This is a genomic window from Arthrobacter sp. Soc17.1.1.1, from assembly GCF_036867195.1.
In the GTDB taxonomy this organism is placed as follows: domain Bacteria; phylum Actinomycetota; class Actinomycetes; order Actinomycetales; family Micrococcaceae; genus Arthrobacter_D.
Window position 1 is genome coordinate 564,545 of the sequence record NZ_JBAJII010000001.1, and the last position, 22,007, is coordinate 586,551.

Consider the following 22,007-nt stretch of genomic DNA (forward strand, 5'->3'; position numbering starts at 1 on the left):
CTGGAGCATCGCTGTGCGGTTGCTCCCTGCACGCTGGGCTACTTCTCGCCGGTCGGGGCGTCGCCGCGCTCCTTGTCCGGTGCCTCCCCGATCGACGCGGTATCGAGGATCCGATAGGCGTAGCCCTGCTCGGCGAGGAACCGCTGGCGCTTCGCGGCGAAGTCCTGATCCAGGGTGTCCCGTGCGACCACGGTGTAGAAGCGGGCGGCGCGGCCGTCGGTCTTGGGCCGGAGCAGGCGGCCCAGGCGCTGTGCCTCCTCCTGCCGTGATCCGAACGAACCGGAGACCTGGATCGCCACGGATGCCTCGGGCAGGTCGATCGAGAAGTTCGCGACCTTCGACACCACGAGGACGTGCACGTCGCCCGCCCGGAAGGCGTCGAAGAGCCGCTGCCGCTCCTTGACCGTCGTCTCGCCCTTGATCACCGGGGCGTCGAGCCGTGCCGCGAGGTCGTCGAGCTGATCGATGTACTGGCCGATGACGAGGAGCTGCTCGTCCCTGTGCGCCGCGACGAGCTTCTCCACCACGTCCGACTTCGTGTCCGACGTCGAGCACAGGCGGTACTTGTCGGCGTCCTCGGCCATGGCGTAGGCGACGCGCTCGTCGCGCGGCAGGTCCACGCGCACCTCCACGCAGTCGGCCGGGGCGATGTAGCCCTGTGCCTCGATGTCCTTCCACGGTGCGTCGTACCGCTTCGGGCCGATCAGCGAGAACACCTCGCCCTCCCGGCCGTCCTCGCGGACGAGGGTGGCCGTGAGGCCGAGCCGGCGGCGCGCCTGGAGGTCGGCGGTCATCTTGAAGATGGGGGCCGGGAGGAGGTGGACCTCGTCGTAGACGATCAGGCCCCAGTCGTTGGCGTCGAGCAGCTCGAGGTGCGGGTAGAGCCCGCCGCGCCTGGTCGTGAGGACCTGGTAGGTCGCGATGGTCACGGGCCGCACCTGCTTCACGGCACCGGAGTACTCTCCGATCTCCTCCTCGGTGAGCGAGGTGCGCTTGAGCAGCTCGTCCTTCCACTGCCGTGCCGACACGGTGTTGGTCACGAGGATCAGCGTGGTGGTCTGGCTGGTCGCCATCGCGGCGGCTCCCACGAGTGTCTTCCCGGCGCCGCAGGGCAGGACGACGACGCCGGAGCCGCCCGACCAGAAGTTCTCGACGGCGAGCTGCTGGTAGGGACGGAGCGCCCACCCGTCCTCGTCGAGCACGATGGGGTGCGGTGTGCCGTCCACGTACCCCGCGAGGTCCTCGGCGGGCCAGCCGAGCTTGAGCAGCAGCTGCTTGAGCTGGCCGCGCTGCGAGGAGTGGACGACGACGGTCTCGCCGTCGATCCTCGGGCCGAGCAGCGGCTGGATCTTCTTGGCGTGCAGGACCTCCTCGAGCACGGGGTAGTCGGTGGTGCGCAGCACGAGCCCGTGCTGCGGGTCCTTCTCGAGGCGGAGGCGGCCGTACCGGGACATGGTGTCCTCGATGTCGATGAGGAGGGCATGCGGCACCGGGAAGCGCGAGTACTTCAGGAGGGTGTCGAGGACGCGCTCGGCGTCGAGCCCTGCAGCGCGTGCGTTCCACAGGCCCAGCGGCGTGAGGCGGTAGCTGTGCACGTGCTCGGGGGCGCGTTCGAGCTCCGCGAACGCGGCGATCGCGTGCCGTGCCTCGGTGGCCTGCTCGTGGTCCACCTCGAGCAGGATGGTCTTGTCACTCTGGACGATCAGCGGCCCGTCAGCCATCGGCGATGCTCCCTTCGAGGATCTCGACGTCCATGACACGGTGCACGGACACCACTTTCTCCACCTGCGTCTCGGGGTCGACCACGCGCAGGCGGCCGCCCGACACCGACAGTGGAACAAGGACCTGGCGCACGTGATTCCCCTCGCTGTCGGCGGTACCGAGGCGGATGCGGCTGCGGGACCGGATGGCCGCACGCAGTGTCTCCAGCCCGAGGAGCGTCTCGCTGTCGGAGCCGCCCGCAGGGTCCGCGGTGACCGGCCTCGCCGAGCGGAGGGCCTCGACCTGTGCGGCGATCTCCTCCTCGGCCACGGACCAGGGGTTCAGCCGTGATCTCAGCTGCTCGGGCGGTACGCGGGCTGCCGTGACCGGCTCGCCCGGCGCAGGGGAGGGGCCGACGGCGGTGGCGTCCGACGCGGGGGAGAACCCGAGATCCCGCAGGAGCGCGGTCAGCTCCGGCGCGGACGCCGGCGAGACCAGGACCGTCGGCGCGATCCGGACGACGCCGAGCACCGCGGCCCGCGGATCGGCCAGCACGGCGGCCGCCACGGCGTCGTCCTCCGTCCGGAGATAGCTCCCGGCGCGACCGACACGGAGCCTGCCGTACCGCGACGCCGTGTCCTCCACGAGATACGTCAGGGCCTGCGGGATCTCGGTGATCGACGAGGAGCGCAGGAAGGCGAGGATCGACGGCGCGTCCTCGCCGGCGTCGAGCGCCGCACGGACGGAGTCCGCGGAGAAGCGGTAGGTGGTGGCCGGGCCCTGGCCCTCGGGCGTGGCCATGCGCAGCAGGCCGCGGGCGATTTCAGGCCGCAGGTACCCGGGTGCCACGGCGGTGAGGTCCGCCTGCAGCACCACCTGCGAGACCGGTTCGGGCAGGGCGTCGCGCACGGCGAGCGCAGCATCCTCGAAGCGGCCCTCGGCAATCAGCCGGCCGGCCCCTGTGAGGGCGCCGCTGCCGGTCAGCCCGAGGGATGCGGCCTCGGTGAGCATGCCGGGCAGCAGGCGGGCGAACCGCCGGTGCAGGCGGGGCTGGTGCCAGGAGGCGAGGCCCACGACGGAGGGCTCGTCGAGGACCGGCGCGGCTGCGGGGCGGTCAGGCGCGTCGTCCGTACCGGTGGCGGCGTCCGTGCCGGTCGCCCGGTCGCCGCTCGCGGCCCCGGAGAGTTCAACGGCGACGGCCAGGAATCGCTGGCGAACCATCGGGGCGTCGGGCCGGGACGCCTCTGCGGCGAGGGCGTTGATCGCGGTGCCGTCGGGCATCCGGGAGCCCACGAGGGCCGGTGCACGGTCCACGGCCAGCCACCCCTCGACGAGCAGGAGCCACTGGGCATCCCGGTCCAGCGCCTCCCAGGCGTCGAGACGCGACGTCTTCCAGCGCGAGTCGTCCGGATCGAGGGTGAGGAGTCCGACGGCGGCAGCCAGTTCCAGCAGCCACGCCGCCGTGCCGTCGTCGGTGCGCAGCGCCTCGCGGACACGTCGGAGTTCACGCACCCCGACGCCCCCGGACCGCAGCGTGGTGACGGGCGTCGACGCGACGGAACCGAGGAGGGCGGTCATGAGCCGGAGGGTCTCCGCGATGGCGCCGAACGCCGCGTTGTCGCGCAGGCTCGCCCGGGTGGTGCTCCCCGTGGCGGTGGGCGGTGCGATCTCGAGGGACGCGAAGACCGCGTGTCCGCGCAGCGCCATCCCGACGCTGCGGGGCAGCTCCACGTGCAGGGCGTCCAGCGGTGCGAGCAGGCACCGGTCCTGCAGCCAGCGCACTGCGGGCTGGGAGACGCCGTCGCCTCCCGCCGCGGTGGAGCCGACCGGGGTGTCCCTCAACCGTCGGAGGAGGGTCGCGGCAGCCTCGGGGGCGTCGGCCAGGACGCGGTCCCAGGCCACCCGGTCCGAGGTCAGGAGGGTGAGGGCCTGCGCGGCGGACGCGCTCGTCATCGTGTCGTCCGCTGCAGCAGGGTCGAGGAGCGCGACGGCCTGGATCAGCGTCGGGCCGAAGCGGGGGATCGACCGGGCGAGCGCGCGGAAGGACCTGCCGAGGCCGGCGGGGTAGGGGCCGACGGCGTCGGGCAGCGCGCCGACGGGCAGGAAGCCCTCCGCCACGGATCCCGTGATCAGGGCACGACCGAGGAGATCCGCGAGGACGGCGTCGATGGCTTCGGGATCCGGGTCAGCGAAGGCACCGGTGAGGCGGTCCCGTGAGACGGGGCGGGCGTCGTCGTCGCTCAGGACGACGATCGTCTCGATGACCTGCAGGTGCGGTCGGGAGATGTTCTCGAGGGCGCGCTGCAGACTGGCGCGGGTGGACGCCCGTGCCGCGAGCGCGGCGAAATCGGGCACCGGGGGGAGGATGAGATCGGGCCGGACGGCGAGCAGGCCGCGCAGGTCGTCGTCGCTCCTGCGGGCCAGGTGTTCGGCCAGTGCTCGGATGGCGGACATTCCTTCAAGCGTACCTGCCACCTCCGACACCGGCCCGGTCGATCGTGCGCCTCGGCTCGCGCTCGCCGGAGCGGATGCGGCTGTGGATGCGGTCAGGATCTGCGGCGGGAGACAGCCGACCAAACGACGAGCGCCGCCATCAGGAGGAAGGCGATCGGCAGGCAGAAGTAGGTGGCGAGCACGAAACCGGGCCACACCGTCCCCTGGAGGAAGGCGGTGGCGAGGATCGCCGCGAGCGAGACGAGTCCGACCGCGGCGAAGGCGACCGCGAGGATCAGCACGACGGACCGGCCGCGGGATCTCCCGTCCTGTGTGTCGCCGGTGCCGTGCCGGGGGTCGGGGGAGTGGGCCGGTGCCGGTTCGTCGGGGATCATAGCCGTCCCAGACTACAAGAACCACGGCGGCGGTGGCCCCGGGGGACGCTATATCCTAGGGGGTACAGACTTCCCCGGCCGGACCGAGCGGCAGTGCGCCCGGGCATCGGGACACCCGAGCGCTCACGGATCGGGGCCAGGACCGCAGGCGCTCGCCGCCCGGTACAGCTAAGAAGAGGTAGACGACGTGCCCATCGGCAAAGTGAAGTGGTTCGACGCGGACAAGGGCTTCGGGTTCCTGTCCACCGACGACGGCAAGGAGGTGTTCCTGCACGCCTCGGCGCTGCCCGCCGGGGTGAGCGAGGTGAAGGTCGGGACGAAGCTCGAGTTCGGGGTGGCCGACGGACGGCGCGGACCCCAGGCGCTCTCCGCACGCATCCTCGAGCAGGCCCCGTCGGTGGTCAAGGCCACGCGCAAGAGCGCCGATGACATGGCCGTCATCACCGAGGACCTCATCAAGCTCCTCGACGGGGTGTCCAACGGCCTCCGCAAGGGCCGCTACCCCGAGAAGGCGCATGCCTCGAAGGTCGCGGCCGTGCTGCGCGCCGTCGCCGACGACCTCGACGCGTAGGCTTCGATCATGACCTCGAGCAACCTTGAGACTGCCGGCGCCGCTGCGTCCACCGATGCCGGGACGCCGGCCGAGGTGTCGACGACCGCTCCGGTCGAGGCGCCGCGCAAGCCCCGGGCATCGCGTCGCATCCCCAAGTCCGACGTCGTGCTCGAGTCCGCCGTGGACCGTGCCCGCCTCGGCATCCTCGAGGTCGCTCCCGAGGAGCAGGTGGGCCGCCACGTGTCCGCGGTCGTCGAGGGCGAACGTCTCGTCACGCACCGGTTCGAGGCGTTCGTGCCGGGCTATGGGGGATGGCACTGGTACGCGAGTGTCGCCCGTGTGGCGCGCAGCAAGGACGTGACGGTGTGCGAGGTGGGTCTCCTGCCCTCCGCAGCGTCGCTCATCGCGCCCGAGTGGCTGCCGTGGTCCGAGCGTGTGCGTCCCGAGGACTCCCAGACGGACGGGCCGGTGCCGGCCGACGGCGCGGCGCAGGCCCAGGACGACGAGGCGTCGTCCGCTGCGGCCGGGACAGGGCTGGGCGCCGACGCCGCGGAAGTCCCCGACGCCGGGTGACCGCGTCGTGGCTCCGTAGCGGAAGGTGGGGGACGTGAGTACCTTCCGATCGCTCGGCATCCACAACTATCGGCTCTGGTTCGTCGGGGCCCTGATCTCCAACATCGGCACCTGGATGCAGCGGACGGCCCAGGACTGGCTGGTCTACGACATCCTGACGCCGCAGAACGCCTCGGCGCTCGGTATCGTCATGGCCCTGCAGCTGGGTCCACAGCTCGTCATCGCCCCCTGGGCGGGCCTCATCGCGGACAGTGTCGACCGGCGGCGTCTGCTCGCCGTCACACAGGTGGGCATGGCGCTCCTCGGTGTGGGGCTCGGCCTGATGGTCCTGCTCGACGTCGCCGTCCTCTGGCACGTCTATGCCTTCGCCCTGGCGCTCGGTATCGTCTCGGCCTTCGACGCCCCGGCGCGGCAGGCCTTCGTGTCCGAGCTCGTGCGTGACGAGTACCTGCCCAACGCGGTGGCCCTCAACAGCGCCTCCTTCAACGGCGCACGCCTGATCGGTCCGGCGATCGCGGGCCTCCTGACCGCCGGGGTCGGCCCCGGGTGGGTGTTCCTGATCAACGCCCTGACCTTCGGCGCGATGGTCTACGTGCTCCTCGCGATGCGCAGTTCCGAGCTGAACAGGCAACCGCGGCAGGCGCCGGGCAAGGGCAGGATCCGGGCCGGGTTCGCCTACGTACGGCACCGGCCCGACCTCATGATGGTGCTGCTCGCGATCTTCATCGTCGGTACGTTCGGCCTGAACTTCGCCGTCTTCATCGCCTCCATGGCGCGCACGGAGTTCGGGCAGGACGCCGGGGTCTTCGGCGTCCTCTCCTCCGTGATGGCCATCGGATCGGTCGCCGGGGCGCTGCTGTCCGCGCGGCGGGACCGCCCGCGCCTGCGCTTCGTCTTCGGGGCGTCGGCCGCCTTCGGTCTCGCGTGCATCCTTGCTGCCCTTGCGCCGACCCTCTGGCTGTTCGGGCTGGCGCTCGTGCCGGTGGGCCTGTTCGCGCTGACGCTGATGACGAGTGCCAACGCCTACGTGCAGACCACCACGGATCCCGTGATGCGCGGCCGCGTCATGGCCCTCTACTTCGCCATCTTCCTCGGTGGGACACCGCTGGGTGCGCCGGTGGTCGGCTGGGTCTCCGACGCCTTCGGTCCGCGGTGGAGCCTCGGGGTCGCCGCTGCCTCGGGGTTGATCGCGGCAGCGGCAGGGATCTTCTGGGCGTGGCGCTATCACGAGGTGCGGCTGCGCTACGACCGGTCCGCACCGCGCCGCCTGCGTCTCGACCACGAGGCCGGAGCGGGCGACAGTACTCCGTAGGGTTCGGGGACTGCACGTCACGCCCGGCCCATGATGCGTCACCGACGGCGATCACCAGGACCTGCCGGTCCGGCTGGTTCGGCTAGCCCGGAACGGACAGCATGTCCCGCCGCCCGACGTCCGCATCGATGGCCTGGCCTGCCCGCCAGAACAGGTTCCGCCGCGGTCCGACGGCGCGTCCCCCGCCGGTGAGCGGAGTGAACCACGGGATGCCGGCCCGTGACTGGACGTCCCAGGCGCCCCGATGGACGGTGTGATGGTGGTGCGAGCACAGCAGGACACCGTTGTCGATGCTGGTCGATCCGCCACGGGACCAGGGTGTCAGATGATGGGCCTCGCACCAGCCGGCGGGGATCGAGCAGTCGGGGAAGGCGCAGCCCCCGTCACGTGCGACCAGTGCACGGCGGAGGTGGGGAGGAAAGAGCCGCTGTGCCCGGCCGAGATCCAGCACCTGGCCGCGTCCTCCCAGGACCACCGGGATGAGGCCGGCGTCGCAGGCGAGTCTCCTGATGGTCCGGGCACTGGCCTGTACCGAGAACACAGTGGAGCCGGCCTGCTCGGTCATGCCGACGAGGTCCTGGTAGGCGATCGTCACCATGACCTGCGGACGGTGCCCTCCGGTTGCCGGGAGGCCTGGGGCGGACAGGGCGATCCTGCAGGCCGCTACAAGGCCGTCCAGCAGGTTCTGCGCCCTCGTGGGGGCAGCGCCGACCCCGGCTGTGGGTGTCGGGGGACCGCCGTCGCCGGCGGCCGGGGTGTTCGCAGGCTTCCCGCTGCTGCCGGTCCCGCGGGGATTGCCTGCAGAGTTCATCACGGTGGCGAGGTGCTCGAACTGCTCATCGGTCGCGCCGATCTCGAGGACGTGCAGGCCGTGGCGACGGCCCCTGAGGAAGACACCCTGCCGGGCACGCAGGATCTTCTCGGTGGGCTCCTGCCCGTCCTGGTCGAGCACTGATTCCCAGCGCCGCGCCAGCACCCGCAGGACGTCCTCGTCGGACTCGATGCCCTGACGTGTGAGGTGGTGCTCCATGGATGCGAGCTGATCCGGTGTCGCGAAGGAGTGCACCCGCTCGATGGCCTGCGCGATGACGGTGGCCGCCCGCCCACTGATCAGGCATGCCCTGGACGCGTCTCCGAGCACTCCGAGCGGCGCAGGGACGGTCGCTCCCGTGGCCGACAGGCCGGGCAGTACGACCGCAGCCAGGGCCAGCCGGCGTCTCGCCTCCGCCCGGCCGATGCCCAGCACGGCCCGCAGGAACTCCGCGCAGTCCCTGTACCCGGTGCCGGCCCCCTCCCGCACGGGTGTCGACGGCTGTTCCACGCCGGGCGCAGGCGCCGCAATCCGAGTTCGAACCGGTGCGGACGCGAGGCCGGCATCCGGGTGTTCGTCCGCCTCCAGATGATGGTCCGCAGCAACGCCGGCGACGAGGATCTGCAGGTGATCGACGATCCTGGACACGTGCTCGACCTCGACGACGAGGTCGCGGGCCTCGGTCCTGGACAGGACGTGGTGCCGTCGGCCCAGGGCACGCGCACAGTCGGCAAGGGCGGTGCGCGCCGAATCCAGCGAACTGCCCGCTCGCCTCAGTGGTCCGGTCGGTGCGACGGCCATGGCTCCATTTTATGGAACGCGTGTTCTATTCCGCAGGGCAGGACGTGGATGTGGAGGAGCAGTCATGCGATGGTGTCCACAGAGCGCGGGCCTGTGGACGACCGGCCCTAGAGGAGGTTCTCGACGACGTGATCGATGCAGGCGATCAGGGCCGAGACGTCGTCGGGCTCGATCGCCACGAACGTGGCGACCCTGAGCTGGTTGCGGCCCAGCTTGCGATAGGGCTCCACGTCGACGATCCCGTTGGCCCGGAGGATCGCGGCGATGCGTGCTGCATCCACGGCGTCGTCGAAATCCACGGTCACGATCACGTTCGAGCGGTCTTCGGGACGGACGACATACGGGCGGGCGACGGCGGACGCCTCGGCCCAGCGGTACAGGCGCCCCGCCGAATCCGCCGTCCGTGCGGCCGCGAAGGGCAGCCCGCCCTGCGCGTTGAGCCACTGCACCTGCGCGTCGAGCGTCACGAGCGTGGACAGCGACGGCGTGTTGTAGGTCTGGTTCAGGCGCGAGTTGTCGATGGCGGTCTGGAGGTTCAGGAAATCCGGGATCCAACGGTCGCCGGCATCGATCCGCGCGGCGCGTTCGAGTGCGGCGGGGGAGAAGAGTCCCAGCCACAGGCCGCCGTCGGACGCGAAGTTCTTCTGCGGCGCGAAGTAGTAGACATCGGCCTGCGCCACGTCCACGTCGAGGCCGCCGGCGGCCGACGTGGCGTCGACGACCACGAGTGCACCGTCGTCGGCGCCGTCGATCCTCCGGACCGGAGCGGCGACACCGGTGGACGTCTCGTTCTGCGGCCAGGCGTAGGTGTCCACGCCGGCCTCCGCGACAGGGTCCGGCCGCGTGCCGGGTTCCGACGTGATGACGGAGGACGCGTCCAGGAACGGCGCCCTGCCGGTCGCGGAGGCGAACTTCGAGCCGAACTCGCCGAAGGACAGGTGCTGCGCCTTCCGCTCGACGAGCCCGAACGTGGCGACGTCCCAGAATGCGGTGGATCCGCCGACGCCGAGGACCACCTCGTACCCGTCGGGGGCGCCGAAGAACGTGCTGAGACCCGACCGCACCCGGCCGACGAGGTCCCGGACAGGGGCCTGCCGGTGCGAGGTCCCGAGCAGGGACCGACCCGCCGCCACGAGGGCGTCCACCTGGCCGCTCCTGACCTTCGACGGGCCCGCGCCGAAACGGCCGTCCGAGGGCAGGAGGTGGTCGGGGATGCGGGGCGAGTCACTCATGCGATGCTCCAGCTGTTGGGCGGCAGGTACGGCCTCATTCTGCCCCAGCGGTCCCGGGCCCTCCATTTGTTAACCGGCCGCGGGAAGCCGCCCCGACGGCGTTCCGCCCGATTGCCGGGGCCAATGCGCCATGGGTTAACCTTGGGAGGCGTGGGGCGGAGCAGTCCGTGGCGGCTTTGGCCTGCCTCACCGGCGTGAGGCATTCCAGCCGCGCACCCGCACCGCACCAAGGAGCTGAACCGCATGACGGACCTCATCGACACCACCGAGATGTACCTGCGGACCATCCTTGAACTCGAGGAAGAGAACATCGTCGCCCTCCGCGCGCGCATCGCCGAACGCCTCCGCCACTCGGGCCCGACCGTCTCGCAGACCATCGGCCGCATGGAGCGTGACGGTCTGGTGGTCGTCTCCGGTGACCGGCACCTCGAGCTCACCGAACTGGGCCGCCACAGGGCCACGGGTGTCATGAGGAAGCACCGTCTGGCGGAGCGGCTGCTCAGCGATGTCATCGGCCTCGACTGGGCCTACGTCCACGACGAGGCCTGCCGCTGGGAGCACGTGATGAGCGAGCGGGTGGAGCGGCGGCTCTACGAACTCCTCGGCAAGCCCTCCGAATCGCCGTACGGCAACCCGATCCCCGGCCTCGCGGCCATCGGTGGGGTCGAGTCCGAGCGGTTCACCGACGGCGTGGTGACCCTGCTGTCCGCCATGGGCACGTATGCGCCCGGGAATCAGGTCACCCTGGTGCGCCTCGCCGAGCCGATCCAGGTGGATCCTGAACTGCTCACGCAGCTCGACGAGGGCGGCCTCCGCCCCGGAGCGCAGCTCACGCTCGAATCCGTGGGCGACTACGTGTCCGTCCGTGTGCCGGGGGTCGAGGGCGCCCTGGAACTGCCGCCCGAGGTCGCCTCGCACGTGTTCGTCTCCGTCGCTGCCTGAGGGCGCCGGGGTCGCCGCCTGGGGTCGCCGTCAGGCGGCGCCGGCCGGCGGATCCGCCGGGTCCCGAAGCGCCACCACGCCGGTGCACAGGCGGTCCCTGGAGTCGGCGTCGTCACCAAGAACACACCATTCCGTGATCGTAACGTGACAAACGGGTGTTTTTGTTGTAGCTTTCATCTCGTGCCAAATTCGCTCTAGATCCGGCACCCTCCTGCAAATCGCCTAGCTCTGCCATTGCTCGAGGTCCGTCCGCACCATCGCATGGCAGAGGCGGGGGAACCAATTTCTGGGTTTCGTAACCGAAATCCTTGGGGTTAAGTCGCTGCTTCACGCAGTGGCCGGGTGACTCCCATCCGAATCCGACAGCTCACCTCGCAGGCGTTGGGAGAGGCAATCCAACGTGTCCAATAGCTCTTCACTGGGCCGCCACCGTGCGGCCCGGAACGTCAGCGCGCTGACGAACCTGTCCACTGCAGTCACCTCGAACGCCGGATCGGTCGGCCGCCAGGCAGCCGTCATCGTCGCCGCCTCGGGCCTCGTCCTCACAGCCGGCCTCCCGGCCCACGGCGCCACCCCCGCAGAGCGTGAAGTAACCTCCTCCACGGCGTTGACCGTGAGCCGGGTCGTCTCGGCCGAGGTCACCGTCCCCGCCACCGCCACGGTCTCCTTCGACCGCGTGGCCGTCGAGGTCACCGCCGCCCCCGAACCCGTCGTCGAGGCACCTGCGCCCGTCGTCGAGGAGCAGGCACCCGCCGCGCCGGCCCCGGTCGCAGCACCCGTCGCCGTCGCTCCCGCCCCGGTCGCAGCGCCGGCCGCACCCGCCCCGGCGGCAGCACCTGTCGTCGCCGCTCCCGTCGCAGCGCCGGCTCCCGTGGCACCTGCCGCAGCGCCCGCCGCCGTCGCACCGGCCCCCGCGGCTCCCCAGCCCGCTCCTGCCCCCGCCCCGTCCTCCGGCGTCGCTGCCGGCCTGGTCGGCTCGGCGTACGCCCAGATCGGCGTGGCCCAGGACTGCACCGCCATGGTCGAGAAGGCACTGCGCTCGGTCGGCAAGTCCGTGGGCGATCTCGCCCCGGGCCAGTTCTTCCAGTTCGGCGACGTCGTCGGGAGCCCTGCGCCCGGTGATCTCGTCATCACCGGCGGCCACGTGGCCATCTACGTCGGCAACGGCCAGGTCATCAGTGGCGGCCTGAACGGTATGAACACCGGCCTCCACTCCCTGTCCGACCTGCCCGGCGCCAGCTTCGTCCGCGTCCGCTAGAAACCCACACCCGGAGTTATCCCCCATGCCTTCATCCGTCATGCCCGCACGCCACAGAGCAGAAGCGCGGTCCGCCGCCGGCTTCTCGGAGCTCGCCAGAGCAGTCACCTCGAACGCGACCGGGATGGGCCGCCAGGCCGCCGTCATCGTCGCCGCTTCGGGCCTCGTCCTCTCCAGCGGCGTCGCCGCCAACGCAGCCGACGTCCAGCCCCAGCGCGACGTCGCCGCGTCCAGCATCTCCCTCGCCTCGGCCCGCACCGCCGTCGTCGCGCCCGCCGAGCCCGTCGTCTCCTTCAACAGGACCGCGGTCAAGGTCAACGCGAAGCCCGTCGTCGCCCCCCAGGAGCCCGTCGCCGCAGCGCCGGTCGTCGAGGCCCCGGTGGCCGCAGCGCCCGTCGCCCCGGCTCCCGTCGCCGCCGTCGAGGTCCCCGTGGCCGTCCAGGCCGCAGCTCCCGTCGCCGCACCGGCACCCGTCGCCGCACCGGCAGCAGCCGCTGCTCCGGTCGCCCCGGCCCCGGCACCGGCAGCCCCCGCGGCTCCCGCCGCGTCGTCGGGCGTCGCCGCGACGATCGCCGCAGCGGCCAAGGGCCAGCTGGGCGTCACCCAGGACTGCACCCGCCTGGCCAGCAACTCGCTGGCCGCCGCGGGCATCAACTTCCACGGCTGGCCGGCAGGATACCTCTCCCTGGGACGCACGGTCAGCGCCGGCGAGGCCATCCCCGGTGACCTCATCTACTACGCCGACGGCGGCATGGGCATGGCCCACATCGCCGTGTACATCGGCGGCGGCCAGGCCGTCCACGGTGGGTTCAACGGCAACTCCACGGTCATCGCCCCCGCCGAGCTCGGCTCGGGCGGCGTGTACATCCGCGTCGGCGGCTGACCGGCCGACGGAGACGATCACGGGAGGACCGGCACCATGTGCCGGTCCTCCCGTGCATTCCCGGCATGAGCGGGTAGCAGATCCGGCTGTGCGCCACATGCGCGCCGCGGAATGCCGACGATTAGCCGCCTGCGTGTGTTTTGCTTACCCTTGCAGTGTCAATCCGAAGCACGTCTCCCGAACCCCGGGATGGCAACCGGTTGCGGGAACAGGTCAGCATCGAGGCTTTGTTCATGCGCACTCTTGTTCTGAATGCAGGGTATGAACCACTGGCGGTGGTCACCTTCCGCCGGGCACTGGTGCTTGTGCTCACGGGCAAGGCCAGCGTCGTCGCCGAGGACGACGATCCGGTCGTCGGACCGACGGAAGTGCTGGGCCGGCCGTCGGTGATCCTCCTCAACCGGTACGTGAAGGTCCCGTACCGGCACGACGTGACCGCCACGCGACGCGGGGTCCTGCGCCGCGACAACCACCTATGCGCCTACTGCGGGAAGACCGCCTCGACCATCGATCACGTGCAGCCGCGCTCCAAGGGCGGCGCCGACACCTGGGAGAACCTCGTGGCGTGCTGCCTCACGTGCAACAACGCCAAGGGCGACAAGACGCTCAGCAGCCTCGGCTGGAAGCTGAGGGTGGTCCCACGTCCGCCCCGCGGGCCGCAGTGGCAGATCCGAGAACTCGAGAAACCGGCACCGCAGTGGAGCGAGTTCCTCGCGGAGAACGCCGCGTGACCCCGGGCGCGCCGCCGTTCGACGCCGTCGTCCTGGCCGGGGGCCGTTCCACCCGCCTCGGCGGCGTCCCGAAGGCCGGCCTGGTGCTCGACGGCGAGACCCTGCTCGAGCGCACCTGCACCGCTCTCGCCTCGGCCCTGCACCTGACCGTCGTGGGGCCCGTGCCCGACGACCGCCCCGCGACGCGCCGAGCGTCGTTCGTCCGGGAGGAACCTGCCTTCGCCGGGCCGGCCGCCGCCGTCGTCGCCGCGTTCCGCGCCTCGTCCGACCGCGCCGCGACGCGGCCCGCGGCGCCGTGGTGCGCCGTCGTGGCCTGCGACATGCCCCGCGTCGGTGAGCTGCTCGCACTCCTCCTCGCCGAGGCTGCCGAGGGCGGCGACACCTCGCTGGTGGCGGTCGACGGCGGCCGCGACCAGCCGCTGGCGGCGCTGTACCGCACCGACGACCTCGCCGCCGCCGTCGATGCCGTGCTGGCCCGCGGGTCCGCCGACAACCTCTCGATGCGAAGCCTCCTTGCTAGTGTGAGCACCAGATACATCCCGGTTCCGCCGGGCACGACGCACGACGTCGACACCTGGCAGGACGCACGAGCGCTGGGTGTCGACGTCCCCTGACACCACCCGGAGGGCCCATGGACGACCGCGAGAAACTGCTGCACGAGTGGACCGAGAAGCTGCTCGCCGCCTTCGAGATCGAAGGGACCGACGTCGACATCGACGCCGTCCTCGGTCTGGCCGGACGGGCCGCCCACGGCGTGGTCCGGCCTGCGGCACCCCTCACCACGTTCGTGGTCGGCTACGCCGCCGGGCTCGCCGTCGGCAGCGGGCAGGCCGACGAGCAGGTGGCCATGCGGTCCGCGACGGCGGTGGCCGATGCCCTCTGCGCGCAGGCCGCTGCGGAGCGAGGCACCGCATGAGCGAGGCAGCCGCAGGACGCGGCGTCGACTGGGCGACCGCCCGCACGCTCGCGCACACCGCAGGCCGCCCCCTGCCGTTCCAGACCGTCACCCTCGCCGACGCCCTCGGGCAGACCCTCGCCGAACCGGTCCATGCACTGCAGGCCATCCCGCACTACGCGTCGTCCGCGATGGACGGCTGGGCGGTCAGCGGCGAGCCGCCCTGGACGCTGGTCAGCCACGCGGAGCCGGAGGAGCACCTGCGGGGCAGGCCCTCACCGCACGCCGATTCCGGCGGGGTGTCGCTCGCACCCGGCGAGGCGACGTTCATCCTCACCGGAGGAGTGGTGCCGCAGAACGCCCACGGCATCCTCCGCACCGAGCACGGCGCCGTCCGCGGCGGCACGCTCGAACGGAACGGGTCCGCACGACCCGACGAGCCCTCGCTGCACGAGCACGTACGGCCGGCAGGGGAGGAGGCCGAGGAGGGCTCCGAGGCCATCCCCGCGGGAGTCGTGCTGAACCCTGCACAGATCGCCCTGGCCGCGGTGTGCGGGCACGACACGCTCGCCGTCCTCAGGGCACCGCGCGTGTCGCTGCTCATGACGGGCGACGAGGTGATCGAGCACGGCCTGCCGCACCCCGGCCAGGTGCGGGACACCTTCGGCCCCCAGCTGCCCGGGTTCGTGGCGATGCTGGGCGGCCATGTCGACGTCGCGGGCCGCGCGAAGGACGATCTCGACGACGTCGTGGCGGCCATCAGCGCGGAGCCGACCGACGAGTTCTCGCTGGCGCGCGCCTCTGGCGACGTGCTGATCACGACCGGCGGCACCGGCAGCTCCTCCGCGGACCACATCCGCCGCGCGCTCACGGAACTCGGCGCGGAGATGATCATCGACGGCATCGCCATGCGGCCCGGGCACCCGACCCTGCTGGCGCGCCTGCCCGACGGACGCTTCCTCGTGGGGCTCCCCGGCAATCCGCTGGCCGCCATGATGGCCATGCTCACCGTCGCCGCACCGCTGCTCGCCGGACTGCGCGGAGCCGCGCTCGACGAGCCCCGGACGGTGGCGAGCGCGGACGCCTTCGAACCGCTGCCCGGCAGGAGCCGCCTCGTGCCCTACCGGCTGGAGGCCGGCCGGGCGGTACCGAGCACCCACCAGCGCTCGGGCATGCTGCGCGGCCTCGCCGCCGCGGACGGCGTCCTGGTGGTCCCGCCCGAGGGCTGCGCGGCGGGCGACGACGTCCCCGCCCTGTCCCTGCCCTGGCCCGCCCCCGGGATCTGAGGCCCCTGTCCACCTCCCCGCGGCGACGCCGGCGGACCGGACGACCGCCCGGGGTCGACTAACCTCGTTCTAGGACCGAGGCACGGACCGATGCAAGGAGCGCACCATGAACCGGGTCACCCAGCGACGCCGCATCACCAAGTTCCGCGTGGGGGCGCAGACGGGGCGCCGTGAGGACGTGCTGGCGGGGGAGGAGCCGCTCGAGATCCGTCTCGGCGGGAGCGCCTTCACCGTGACCATGCGCACCCCGGGCGACGACTTCGACCTCGTGGCCGGGTTCCTCGTCTCGGAGGGCGTGGTCTGGGAGCCCGGCCAGCTGCCGAGCCTGCGGTACTGCGCGGGCGTGGACGACAACGGCCAGCAGACCTTCAACGTGGTGGAGGCCCAGCTCCGGCCCGGCGTCGAACTGCCGGACACGGCGATGGAACGCCACGTGTACACGTCGAGCTCGTGCGGCATCTGCGGCACCGCGTCCATCGACGCGGTGCGGAAGTCCTCGCGGTTCGACCTGCACGAGGACACCGCGCCCGTGGACCTCGGGATCCTCGCGTCCCTGCCCGACCGGCTACGCGGGAGCCAGAAGCTGTTCGACCGCACGGGAGGCGTCCACGCCGCGGGTCTGTTCACCGCCGAGGGCGAGCTCCTGTGCCTGCGGGAGGACGTGGGTCGGCACAACGCCGTCGACAAGGTGGTGGGCTGGGCGCTGCGCGAGGGGATGCTGCCGCTGCGCGGGACCGTCCTGCAGGTCTCGGGCCGTGCCTCCTTCGAACTCGTCCAGAAGGCGCAGCTCGCCGGCATCCCCGTGCTGGCGGCCGTCAGCGCGCCCTCCTCGCTCGCGGCGGACCTCGCCGACGACGCCGGACTCACGCTCGTGGGCTTCAGCCGCGGCACCACACTGAACTGCTACTCGCACCCCGACCGCATCGTGGCCTGAGGGCCCTAGAACGGGTTGAGCAGGCGCTGGACGAACCTGCGCGTCCGTTCCTCGCGCGGATTGCGCAGCACCTGGTCGGGGTGGCCGTGCTCCACGACGACGCCGCCGTCCATGAAGACGACCTCGTCGGCGACCTCGCGGGCGAACGCCAGCTCGTGCGTCACGATCACCATGGTCCACTGCTCCTCGGCGAGTTCCTTGATCACGGTGAGCACCTCCCCGACGAGTTCGGGGTCGAGGGCCGACGTCGGCTCGTCGAACAGCAGCAGATCCGGCTGGAGCGCCAGCGCACGGACGATCCCGACGCGCTGCTGCTGGCCGCCGGAGAGGTTGAACGGGTAGTCGTCCCGCTTCGCGGCGAGGCCCACCCGCCCGAGGAGCCGCTCGGCGTCCGCGACGGCGTCCTTGCGGGGCCGCTTCCGCACCCGGACGGGACCCTCGATGATGTTCTCCAGGACCGTCATGTGGGGGAAGAGGTTGTAGTTCTGGAAGACCATGGCGCTGCGGTCCCGCAGCGACAGCGCCTCCTTCCTGGTGACCTTGCCGCCGAACTCCACGGACGGCCCGCCGCTGAAGGCGACGGTCCCGCCGTCGGGCGTCTCGAGGCCGTTGAGGCACCGCAGCACCGTGGTCTTGCCGGAGCCGGACGGGCCGACGAGCGCGACCACCTGACCGCTGCCGATACGCAGGTCGATGGATTTCAGCACCCGGGTGTCGCCGAACGACTTCTGCAGGCCGGTGACGGTCAGGAGGGGCTCAGTGGGCGACATAGCGGTCCAACCTCTTCTCGAGTGCGGACTGGCCGCTGGACAGGACGAGGCAGAACACCCAGTAGATGGCGGCGGCCTCGACGTAGAGCAGCATGAACTGCTGCGAGAACGCGGCGATCTGCTGGGCCTCGCGGAACAGCTCCGTCACGAGGATCAGCGACGCCAGGGATGTGTCCTTGACCAGGCTGATGAAGGTGTTGGAGAGCGGCGGCACCGAGACGCGGGCGGCCTGCGGCAGGATGACGCGGCGCAGGGTGAGCGCACGGGACATGCCGATGGTGTGGCCCGCCTCCCACTGGCCCTTCGGCACGGAGAGGATCGCGGCGCGCAGGATCTCCGCGGCATAGCCAGCGACGTTGAGCGAGAACGCGATGATCGCGCTCGGCCACGGATCGATGGTCAGGCCGATGGACGGCAGGCCGTAGAAGATGACGAACAGCTGGACCAGCAGGGGGGTACCCCGGATGACCGAGACGTAGAAGCGGGCGATCCCGGAGAGCACCGCCTTGCCGCTGATCCGCATGAGCGCGATGACGAGTGCCAGCGCCAGGCCGATCACGAACGAGGCGAGCGAGAGCGGGATGGTGCCCGTCAGGCCCCCGGAGAGCATGGGCCAGAAGGAGGTGCGCAGCAGTTCCCAGTCCATCAGTCAGACCCTCCGCGGCCCGTCGGGTACCTCCACGCCGGCATCACTCGCTGACGTCGGTGCCGAAGTACTTCTCGGAGATCTCCGCGAGCGTGCCGTCGGCGCGCAGCTCGGCGAGGGCCGTGTCGATGGCGTCCACGAGCTCGGTGCTGCCCTTGCGGACCGCGACGGCGCTCTGGGACTGCTCCTCCGTGGTGGCCGCGATCTTGATGCCCTCGTTGTTGTTGGTCTTCTGGTAGTCGAGGTAGGTGAGCTCGTCGTTGATGGTGGCGTCCACGCGGCCCTGCTCGAGGAGCGTGACGGACTGCGCCCAGCCCTCGACAGGCTCCACGTTCGCGCCGCTCTCCGTGGCGAGCTCGTACCAGTTGCTGGTCAGGGACTGCGCCGTCGTCTTGCCGGAGAGGTCCTCGAACGAGGTGATCTCGGTGTTGTCGGCCGTCGTGACGATCACGCCCGAGCTGACGGTGTATGGCTCGGAGAAGTCGTACGTGGCCTTGCGCTCGTCGGTGATGGAGACCTGGTTGGCGATGACGTCGAACCGGCCGGCCTCGAGGCCCGCGAAGATCGCGTCCCACTGCGTCTCCTCGAACTCGGCCTCGACGCCCATCTTCTCCGCGACGGCGGTGATGACCTCGACGTCGTACCCGGTGAGCTCCCCGCTGCCGCCCTCGTGGAAGCTGAAGGGCTGGTAGGTGCCCTCGGTGCCCACGGTCAGCACACCGGAATCCTGGATCTCCTGCAGCGACGACGACGCCGCCGATTCCGACGATCCGCCGTCACCGGCCGGGGACGACGACGAGCAGCCGGCGAGCGCGAGGGTGAGGGCTGCGGCGGTTCCGAGGACGGACAGGCGATACTTCATGGGGGCTTCCTTCGGTTGCATGGGCGGACACGGCAGGCGGGGAAATAGAAGACGCCGGGAACGGCTTGAACCCTACGTACCTCCGCCCCGGCCGGGACCGGAGTCGAACACTACTGGCGTCAACACCGGAGCATCCACTTATTGTTCCGAAGTGTTGCGCCACGGGTCCAGACACCGGCAATCCCACGGTGGGACTGGCATCCCCGGAAGGAATCGCAATGAGCATGGAAGGCGCGGCCTGGAGCTCGCTGTACAGGATCTCGACCGCGAAGGACGCGAAGCACGGCTTCTCCCGGGAATCGGTCCGCCGGATCCTCACGTTCGCCGTGCCCTACCGGTCGAAGCTCGTGCTGTTCATCCTGCTGTCCGTGGTGGGCGCGTTCCTCGCGGTCGCGACGCCGGTGCTCGCCGGCCAGGTGGTCGACGTCATCGTCGCCGACGGCGAGACGAGCACGGTCATCTGGCTCGCCGTCGTCATCGCACTCGTGGCGGTGGCGGACGCCGCGGTGTCCCTCGTGACGCGCTGGTACTCGGCGCGCATCGGCGAGGGCGTGATCCTGGATCTCCGCACCGCCGTGTTCAACCACGTGCAGAAGATGCCGATCGCCTTCTTCACCCGCACCCGGACCGGCGCCCTGGTGAGCCGCCTCAACAACGACGTCATCGGCGCGCAGCAGGCCTTCAGCGGCACGCTCTCCGGGGTGGTCACCAATCTCGTGGCCCTGATCCTCACGCTCGCGGTGATGCTGAGCACGTCCTGGCTGGTCACGGTGCTCGCCGTCGTCATGCTGCCCGTCTTCCTCGTGCCCGCCCGCCGCATGGGCAGCCGCCTGGCCGCCCTGCGCCGCGAGGCGGCGGACCACAACTCGGCCATGAGCACGCAGATGACCGAGCGTTTCTCCGCCCCCGGAGCCACCCTGGTGAAGCTCTTCGGCCGGCCGGACGAGGAGTCCGAGGAGTTCCGCGTCCGCGCCGCGCGGGTCCGGGACATCGGTGTGCGGACGGCGATGCTGCAGTTCGTGTTCTTCACGGCCCTCATGCTCGTCTCCGCCCTGGCCCTGGCCCTGGTCTACGGGCTGGGCGGCTTCCTGGCGCTCGCCGGCCAGCTCGACACGGGTGAGGTGGTCACCCTCGCGCTGCTGCTCACGCGCCTCTACGCGCCCCTGACGAGCCTCGCGAACGCGCGCGTGGAGATCATGAGCGCCATCGTCAGCTTCGAGCGCGTCTTCGAGGTGCTCGACCTCCAGCCCCTCATCCAGGAGAAGCCCGACGCCGGCACCGTGCCCGCGGGCCCGGTCGCGGTGGAGTTCGACGACGTCCGCTTCGCCTACCCGTCCGCGGACAAGGTCTCGCTCGCGTCCCTCGAGGAGGTCTCCACGCTCGACACGCGCGGCGGCGAGGAGGTGCTGCACGGGGTGTCCTTCCGGATCGAGGCCGGGCAGACGGTCGCCCTCGTGGGCACCTCGGGTGCCGGCAAGTCGACCATCGCGCAGCTCCTGGCACGCCTGTACGACGTCGACAGCGGTGCGGTGCGGCTGTCGGGGACCGATGTGCGCGACGTGACCTTCGCGTCGATGCGGGAGACGCTCGGCATGGTGACGCAGGACGGCCACCTGTTCCACGAGACGATCCTCGCCAATCTCCGGCTCGCACGACCGGAGGCCACCGAGGACGAGGTGTGGGACGCCGTCCGGCGGGCTCGGCTGGAACCGCTCGTCCGGTCGCTGCCCGACCAGCTGGACACGATGGTCGGTGAGCGCGGCTACCGGCTCTCCGGCGGAGAGCGGCAGCGCATGACCATCGCGCGGCTGCTGCTCGCCCACCCGCGCGTCGTCATCCTCGACGAGGCGACGGCGGCGCTCGACTCGACGTCGGAGGCGGCCGTGCAGGCAGCACTCAGCGAAGCACTCGAGGGACGCACCGCCATGGTCATCGCCCACCGCCTGTCCACGATCCGCAGCGCGGACATGATCCTCGTGGTCGAGGACGGCCGGATCGTGGAACGCGGCTCGCACGACGAGCTGCTGGCCCTCGGTGGCCGCTACGAAGAACTGCACCGTACCCAGTTCGCGGTGCGGAAGAACGTGGCGGTGGACGAGGAACCCGAGGCCCTGAGCGAGGTCTAGGCCCGCCCCTCCCGCGCCTCCCGCATCGTCAGGAGGGCGGGGACCACGAAGTCGGTCAGCAGCGGGGCGAGGTCCCGGCGCGCCGTCGCGTCCCCGAGGTCGAGCCAGTCGACCTCCTCGATCTCGGCCGCAGGATGCGGCTCGCCGGTCAGCGGGCACAGGAAGACGGTGGCCACCAGATGGGTGTGGGACTCGTTGGCGGCCGGCCCTTCCCAGGTGCCGAGCAGGGTGAGGTCCTGCACCCTCGCCGCGAGACCCAGCTCCTCGGCCAGCTCGCGCACGCCGGTCTCTGCCGGCGTCTCATCCGGCTCCGGCTTGCCGCCCGGCTGCATGAAGAGCGTCGTCCCGCGCTTGCGCACCAGGAGCAGGCGCCCGCGGTCGTCCAGCAGGCACAGGGCGGTGACCGTGATGACCGGAAGGTCAGCCATCGGCCTCGGCGACGTCCTCGCGCAGGAACCCGATCGTGCCGCTGTTCCACCCGATGCTCTCCGGGTAGAGCACACCCGTACCGTCCGCGTTCCCGACCTTGAAGTGGACGGAGAACGTGTCCATGTCGGCCGTGACGTCGACGAAGACGGTGACGGACTCGCGGAGGATCTTCTCGAGCTCGGCGTAGTCATTGGTGTCGGTCCTGACGACTACATCCGACTGATACCCGGCACCGTATTTGCCGAAGTCCGCCTCTGCGGACGTGACCCCCGGTACCTCCTCCAGTGCCGCGGCCCATCCCTCGGGGTCCGCCTTCGCTCCGGAGGAGCACGCGGGGAGCAGCAGCGCCAGTGCGAGAACGGCGGTGGTCCGGAAGCGCTGTGTGCCCTGCATCATGAATTCCTTCGGCTGATGGGAACGACGACGCCCGCGAC

At 71.2% G+C, this 22,007-nt stretch carries 22 protein-coding genes and 1 riboswitch; of the genes, 12 read left to right on the forward strand and 10 right to left on the reverse strand.

Annotated elements, in window-relative coordinates:
• Window positions 1–38 precede the first annotated feature (38 nt).
• The 3 genes from V6S67_RS02665 to V6S67_RS02675 all read right to left on the reverse strand — a co-directional run bounded on the left by V6S67_RS02665 (window position 39) and on the right by V6S67_RS02675 (window position 4,529).
• The gene (locus tag V6S67_RS02665; protein WP_334208765.1) at window positions 39–1,721 is read right to left on the reverse strand and encodes a DNA repair helicase XPB; all 1,683 of its coding nucleotides are present in this window, start codon (window positions 1,719–1,721) and stop codon (window positions 39–41) included.
• Complete coding sequence (locus tag V6S67_RS02670) at window positions 1,714–4,155, reverse strand: helicase-associated domain-containing protein (protein ID WP_334208766.1); 2,442 nt, start codon at window positions 4,153–4,155, stop codon at window positions 1,714–1,716. The genes V6S67_RS02665 and V6S67_RS02670 overlap by 8 nt, the downstream gene beginning before the upstream one ends.
• 92 nt (window positions 4,156–4,247) lie before the next feature.
• Window positions 4,248–4,529: a hypothetical protein gene (locus tag V6S67_RS02675; protein ID WP_334208767.1), complete on the reverse strand. Its 282-nt coding sequence runs from the start codon at window positions 4,527–4,529 to the stop codon at window positions 4,248–4,250.
• A gap of 187 nt (window positions 4,530–4,716) precedes the next feature.
• Between V6S67_RS02675 and V6S67_RS02680 the strand changes: the two genes are divergently transcribed.
• From V6S67_RS02680 to V6S67_RS02690, 3 genes are read left to right on the forward strand one after another with little or no spacing between them, the layout of a single operon-like run.
• On the forward strand, window positions 4,717–5,100 hold the full coding sequence (locus V6S67_RS02680; RefSeq protein ID WP_104051854.1) for a cold-shock protein: 384 nt from the start codon (window positions 4,717–4,719) through the stop codon (window positions 5,098–5,100).
• Between the two features lie 9 nt (window positions 5,101–5,109).
• Window positions 5,110–5,655, forward strand: coding sequence for a DUF3027 domain-containing protein (locus V6S67_RS02685; protein WP_334208768.1), 546 nt, complete (start codon window positions 5,110–5,112; stop codon window positions 5,653–5,655).
• A 34-nt stretch (window positions 5,656–5,689) separates the two neighbouring features.
• The gene (locus V6S67_RS02690) at window positions 5,690–6,967 is read left to right on the forward strand and encodes an MFS transporter (RefSeq protein WP_334208769.1); all 1,278 of its coding nucleotides are present in this window, start codon (window positions 5,690–5,692) and stop codon (window positions 6,965–6,967) included.
• Between the two features lie 82 nt (window positions 6,968–7,049).
• On the opposite strand, the gene V6S67_RS02695 is transcribed toward V6S67_RS02690, so the two are convergent.
• A complete protein-coding gene (locus tag V6S67_RS02695) occupies window positions 7,050–8,579 on the reverse strand; it encodes an HNH endonuclease signature motif containing protein (RefSeq protein WP_334208770.1) in 1,530 nt (509 codons plus the stop codon).
• Between the two features lie 107 nt (window positions 8,580–8,686).
• The gene (gene serC, locus V6S67_RS02700) at window positions 8,687–9,811 is read right to left on the reverse strand and encodes a phosphoserine transaminase (RefSeq protein WP_334208771.1); all 1,125 of its coding nucleotides are present in this window, start codon (window positions 9,809–9,811) and stop codon (window positions 8,687–8,689) included.
• 243 nt (window positions 9,812–10,054) lie between these two features.
• Here serC and V6S67_RS02705 point away from each other — a divergent pair, with 243 nt between their 5' ends.
• The 8 genes from V6S67_RS02705 (at window position 10,055) to fdhD (ending at window position 16,740) form a co-directional block, all read left to right on the forward strand.
• Complete coding sequence (locus tag V6S67_RS02705) at window positions 10,055–10,753, forward strand: metal-dependent transcriptional regulator (RefSeq protein WP_334208772.1); 699 nt, start codon at window positions 10,055–10,057, stop codon at window positions 10,751–10,753.
• Between the two features lie 242 nt (window positions 10,754–10,995).
• Window positions 10,996–11,148, forward strand: a riboswitch (cyclic di-AMP (ydaO/yuaA leader).
• A 5-nt stretch (window positions 11,149–11,153) separates the two neighbouring features.
• Window positions 11,154–12,011 carry an NlpC/P60 family protein gene (locus V6S67_RS02710; RefSeq protein ID WP_334208773.1) on the forward strand — a complete coding sequence of 286 codons (858 nt, stop codon included), beginning with the start codon at window positions 11,154–11,156 and terminating at the stop codon, window positions 12,009–12,011.
• A gap of 25 nt (window positions 12,012–12,036) precedes the next feature.
• On the forward strand, window positions 12,037–12,894 hold the full coding sequence (locus V6S67_RS02715; RefSeq protein WP_334208774.1) for an NlpC/P60 family protein: 858 nt from the start codon (window positions 12,037–12,039) through the stop codon (window positions 12,892–12,894).
• A gap of 233 nt (window positions 12,895–13,127) precedes the next feature.
• Complete coding sequence (locus tag V6S67_RS02720; protein ID WP_334208775.1) at window positions 13,128–13,625, forward strand: HNH endonuclease; 498 nt, start codon at window positions 13,128–13,130, stop codon at window positions 13,623–13,625.
• On the forward strand, window positions 13,622–14,239 hold the full coding sequence (gene mobA, locus V6S67_RS02725) for a molybdenum cofactor guanylyltransferase (RefSeq protein WP_334208776.1): 618 nt from the start codon (window positions 13,622–13,624) through the stop codon (window positions 14,237–14,239). Before V6S67_RS02720 ends, mobA begins: the two co-directional genes overlap by 4 nt.
• Before the next feature lie 17 nt (window positions 14,240–14,256).
• Window positions 14,257–14,541 (forward strand): DUF6457 domain-containing protein, encoded by a 285-nt coding sequence (locus V6S67_RS02730; RefSeq protein WP_334208777.1) that lies wholly within the window; start codon window positions 14,257–14,259, stop codon window positions 14,539–14,541.
• A complete protein-coding gene (locus V6S67_RS02735) occupies window positions 14,538–15,806 on the forward strand; it encodes a molybdopterin molybdotransferase MoeA (RefSeq protein ID WP_334208778.1) in 1,269 nt (422 codons plus the stop codon). Before V6S67_RS02730 ends, V6S67_RS02735 begins: the two co-directional genes overlap by 4 nt.
• Before the next feature lie 106 nt (window positions 15,807–15,912).
• Complete coding sequence (gene fdhD, locus V6S67_RS02740) at window positions 15,913–16,740, forward strand: formate dehydrogenase accessory sulfurtransferase FdhD (protein ID WP_334208779.1); 828 nt, start codon at window positions 15,913–15,915, stop codon at window positions 16,738–16,740.
• A gap of 5 nt (window positions 16,741–16,745) precedes the next feature.
• Here fdhD and V6S67_RS02745 read toward each other — a convergent pair whose 3' ends face one another.
• Genes V6S67_RS02745 through V6S67_RS02755 form a run of 3 tightly spaced genes read right to left on the reverse strand, consistent with a single transcriptional unit; the run spans window position 16,746 to window position 19,018 of the window.
• Window positions 16,746–17,510 (reverse strand): amino acid ABC transporter ATP-binding protein, encoded by a 765-nt coding sequence (locus tag V6S67_RS02745; RefSeq protein ID WP_334208780.1) that lies wholly within the window; start codon window positions 17,508–17,510, stop codon window positions 16,746–16,748.
• Window positions 17,497–18,156 carry an amino acid ABC transporter permease gene (locus V6S67_RS02750; RefSeq protein ID WP_334208781.1) on the reverse strand — a complete coding sequence of 220 codons (660 nt, stop codon included), beginning with the start codon at window positions 18,154–18,156 and terminating at the stop codon, window positions 17,497–17,499. Before V6S67_RS02750 ends, V6S67_RS02745 begins: the two co-directional genes overlap by 14 nt.
• Before the next feature lie 43 nt (window positions 18,157–18,199).
• Window positions 18,200–19,018 carry an amino acid ABC transporter substrate-binding protein gene (locus V6S67_RS02755; protein WP_334208782.1) on the reverse strand — a complete coding sequence of 273 codons (819 nt, stop codon included), beginning with the start codon at window positions 19,016–19,018 and terminating at the stop codon, window positions 18,200–18,202.
• Between the two features lie 218 nt (window positions 19,019–19,236).
• Here V6S67_RS02755 and V6S67_RS02760 point away from each other — a divergent pair, with 218 nt between their 5' ends.
• Window positions 19,237–21,144, forward strand: a complete 1,908-nt coding sequence (locus V6S67_RS02760) for an ABC transporter ATP-binding protein (protein WP_334208783.1) — start codon at window positions 19,237–19,239, stop codon at window positions 21,142–21,144.
• Here V6S67_RS02760 and V6S67_RS02765 read toward each other — a convergent pair.
• Together V6S67_RS02765 and V6S67_RS02770 are read right to left on the reverse strand one after the other, a co-directional pair.
• Window positions 21,141–21,572 (reverse strand): NUDIX hydrolase, encoded by a 432-nt coding sequence (locus tag V6S67_RS02765; protein ID WP_334208784.1) that lies wholly within the window; start codon window positions 21,570–21,572, stop codon window positions 21,141–21,143. The two genes, V6S67_RS02760 and V6S67_RS02765, sit on opposite strands and share 4 nt — an antisense overlap.
• Window positions 21,565–21,969: a hypothetical protein gene (locus tag V6S67_RS02770; RefSeq protein WP_334208785.1), complete on the reverse strand. Its 405-nt coding sequence runs from the start codon at window positions 21,967–21,969 to the stop codon at window positions 21,565–21,567. The genes V6S67_RS02765 and V6S67_RS02770 overlap by 8 nt, the downstream gene beginning before the upstream one ends.
• Between the last annotated feature and the right edge of the window lie 38 nt (window positions 21,970–22,007).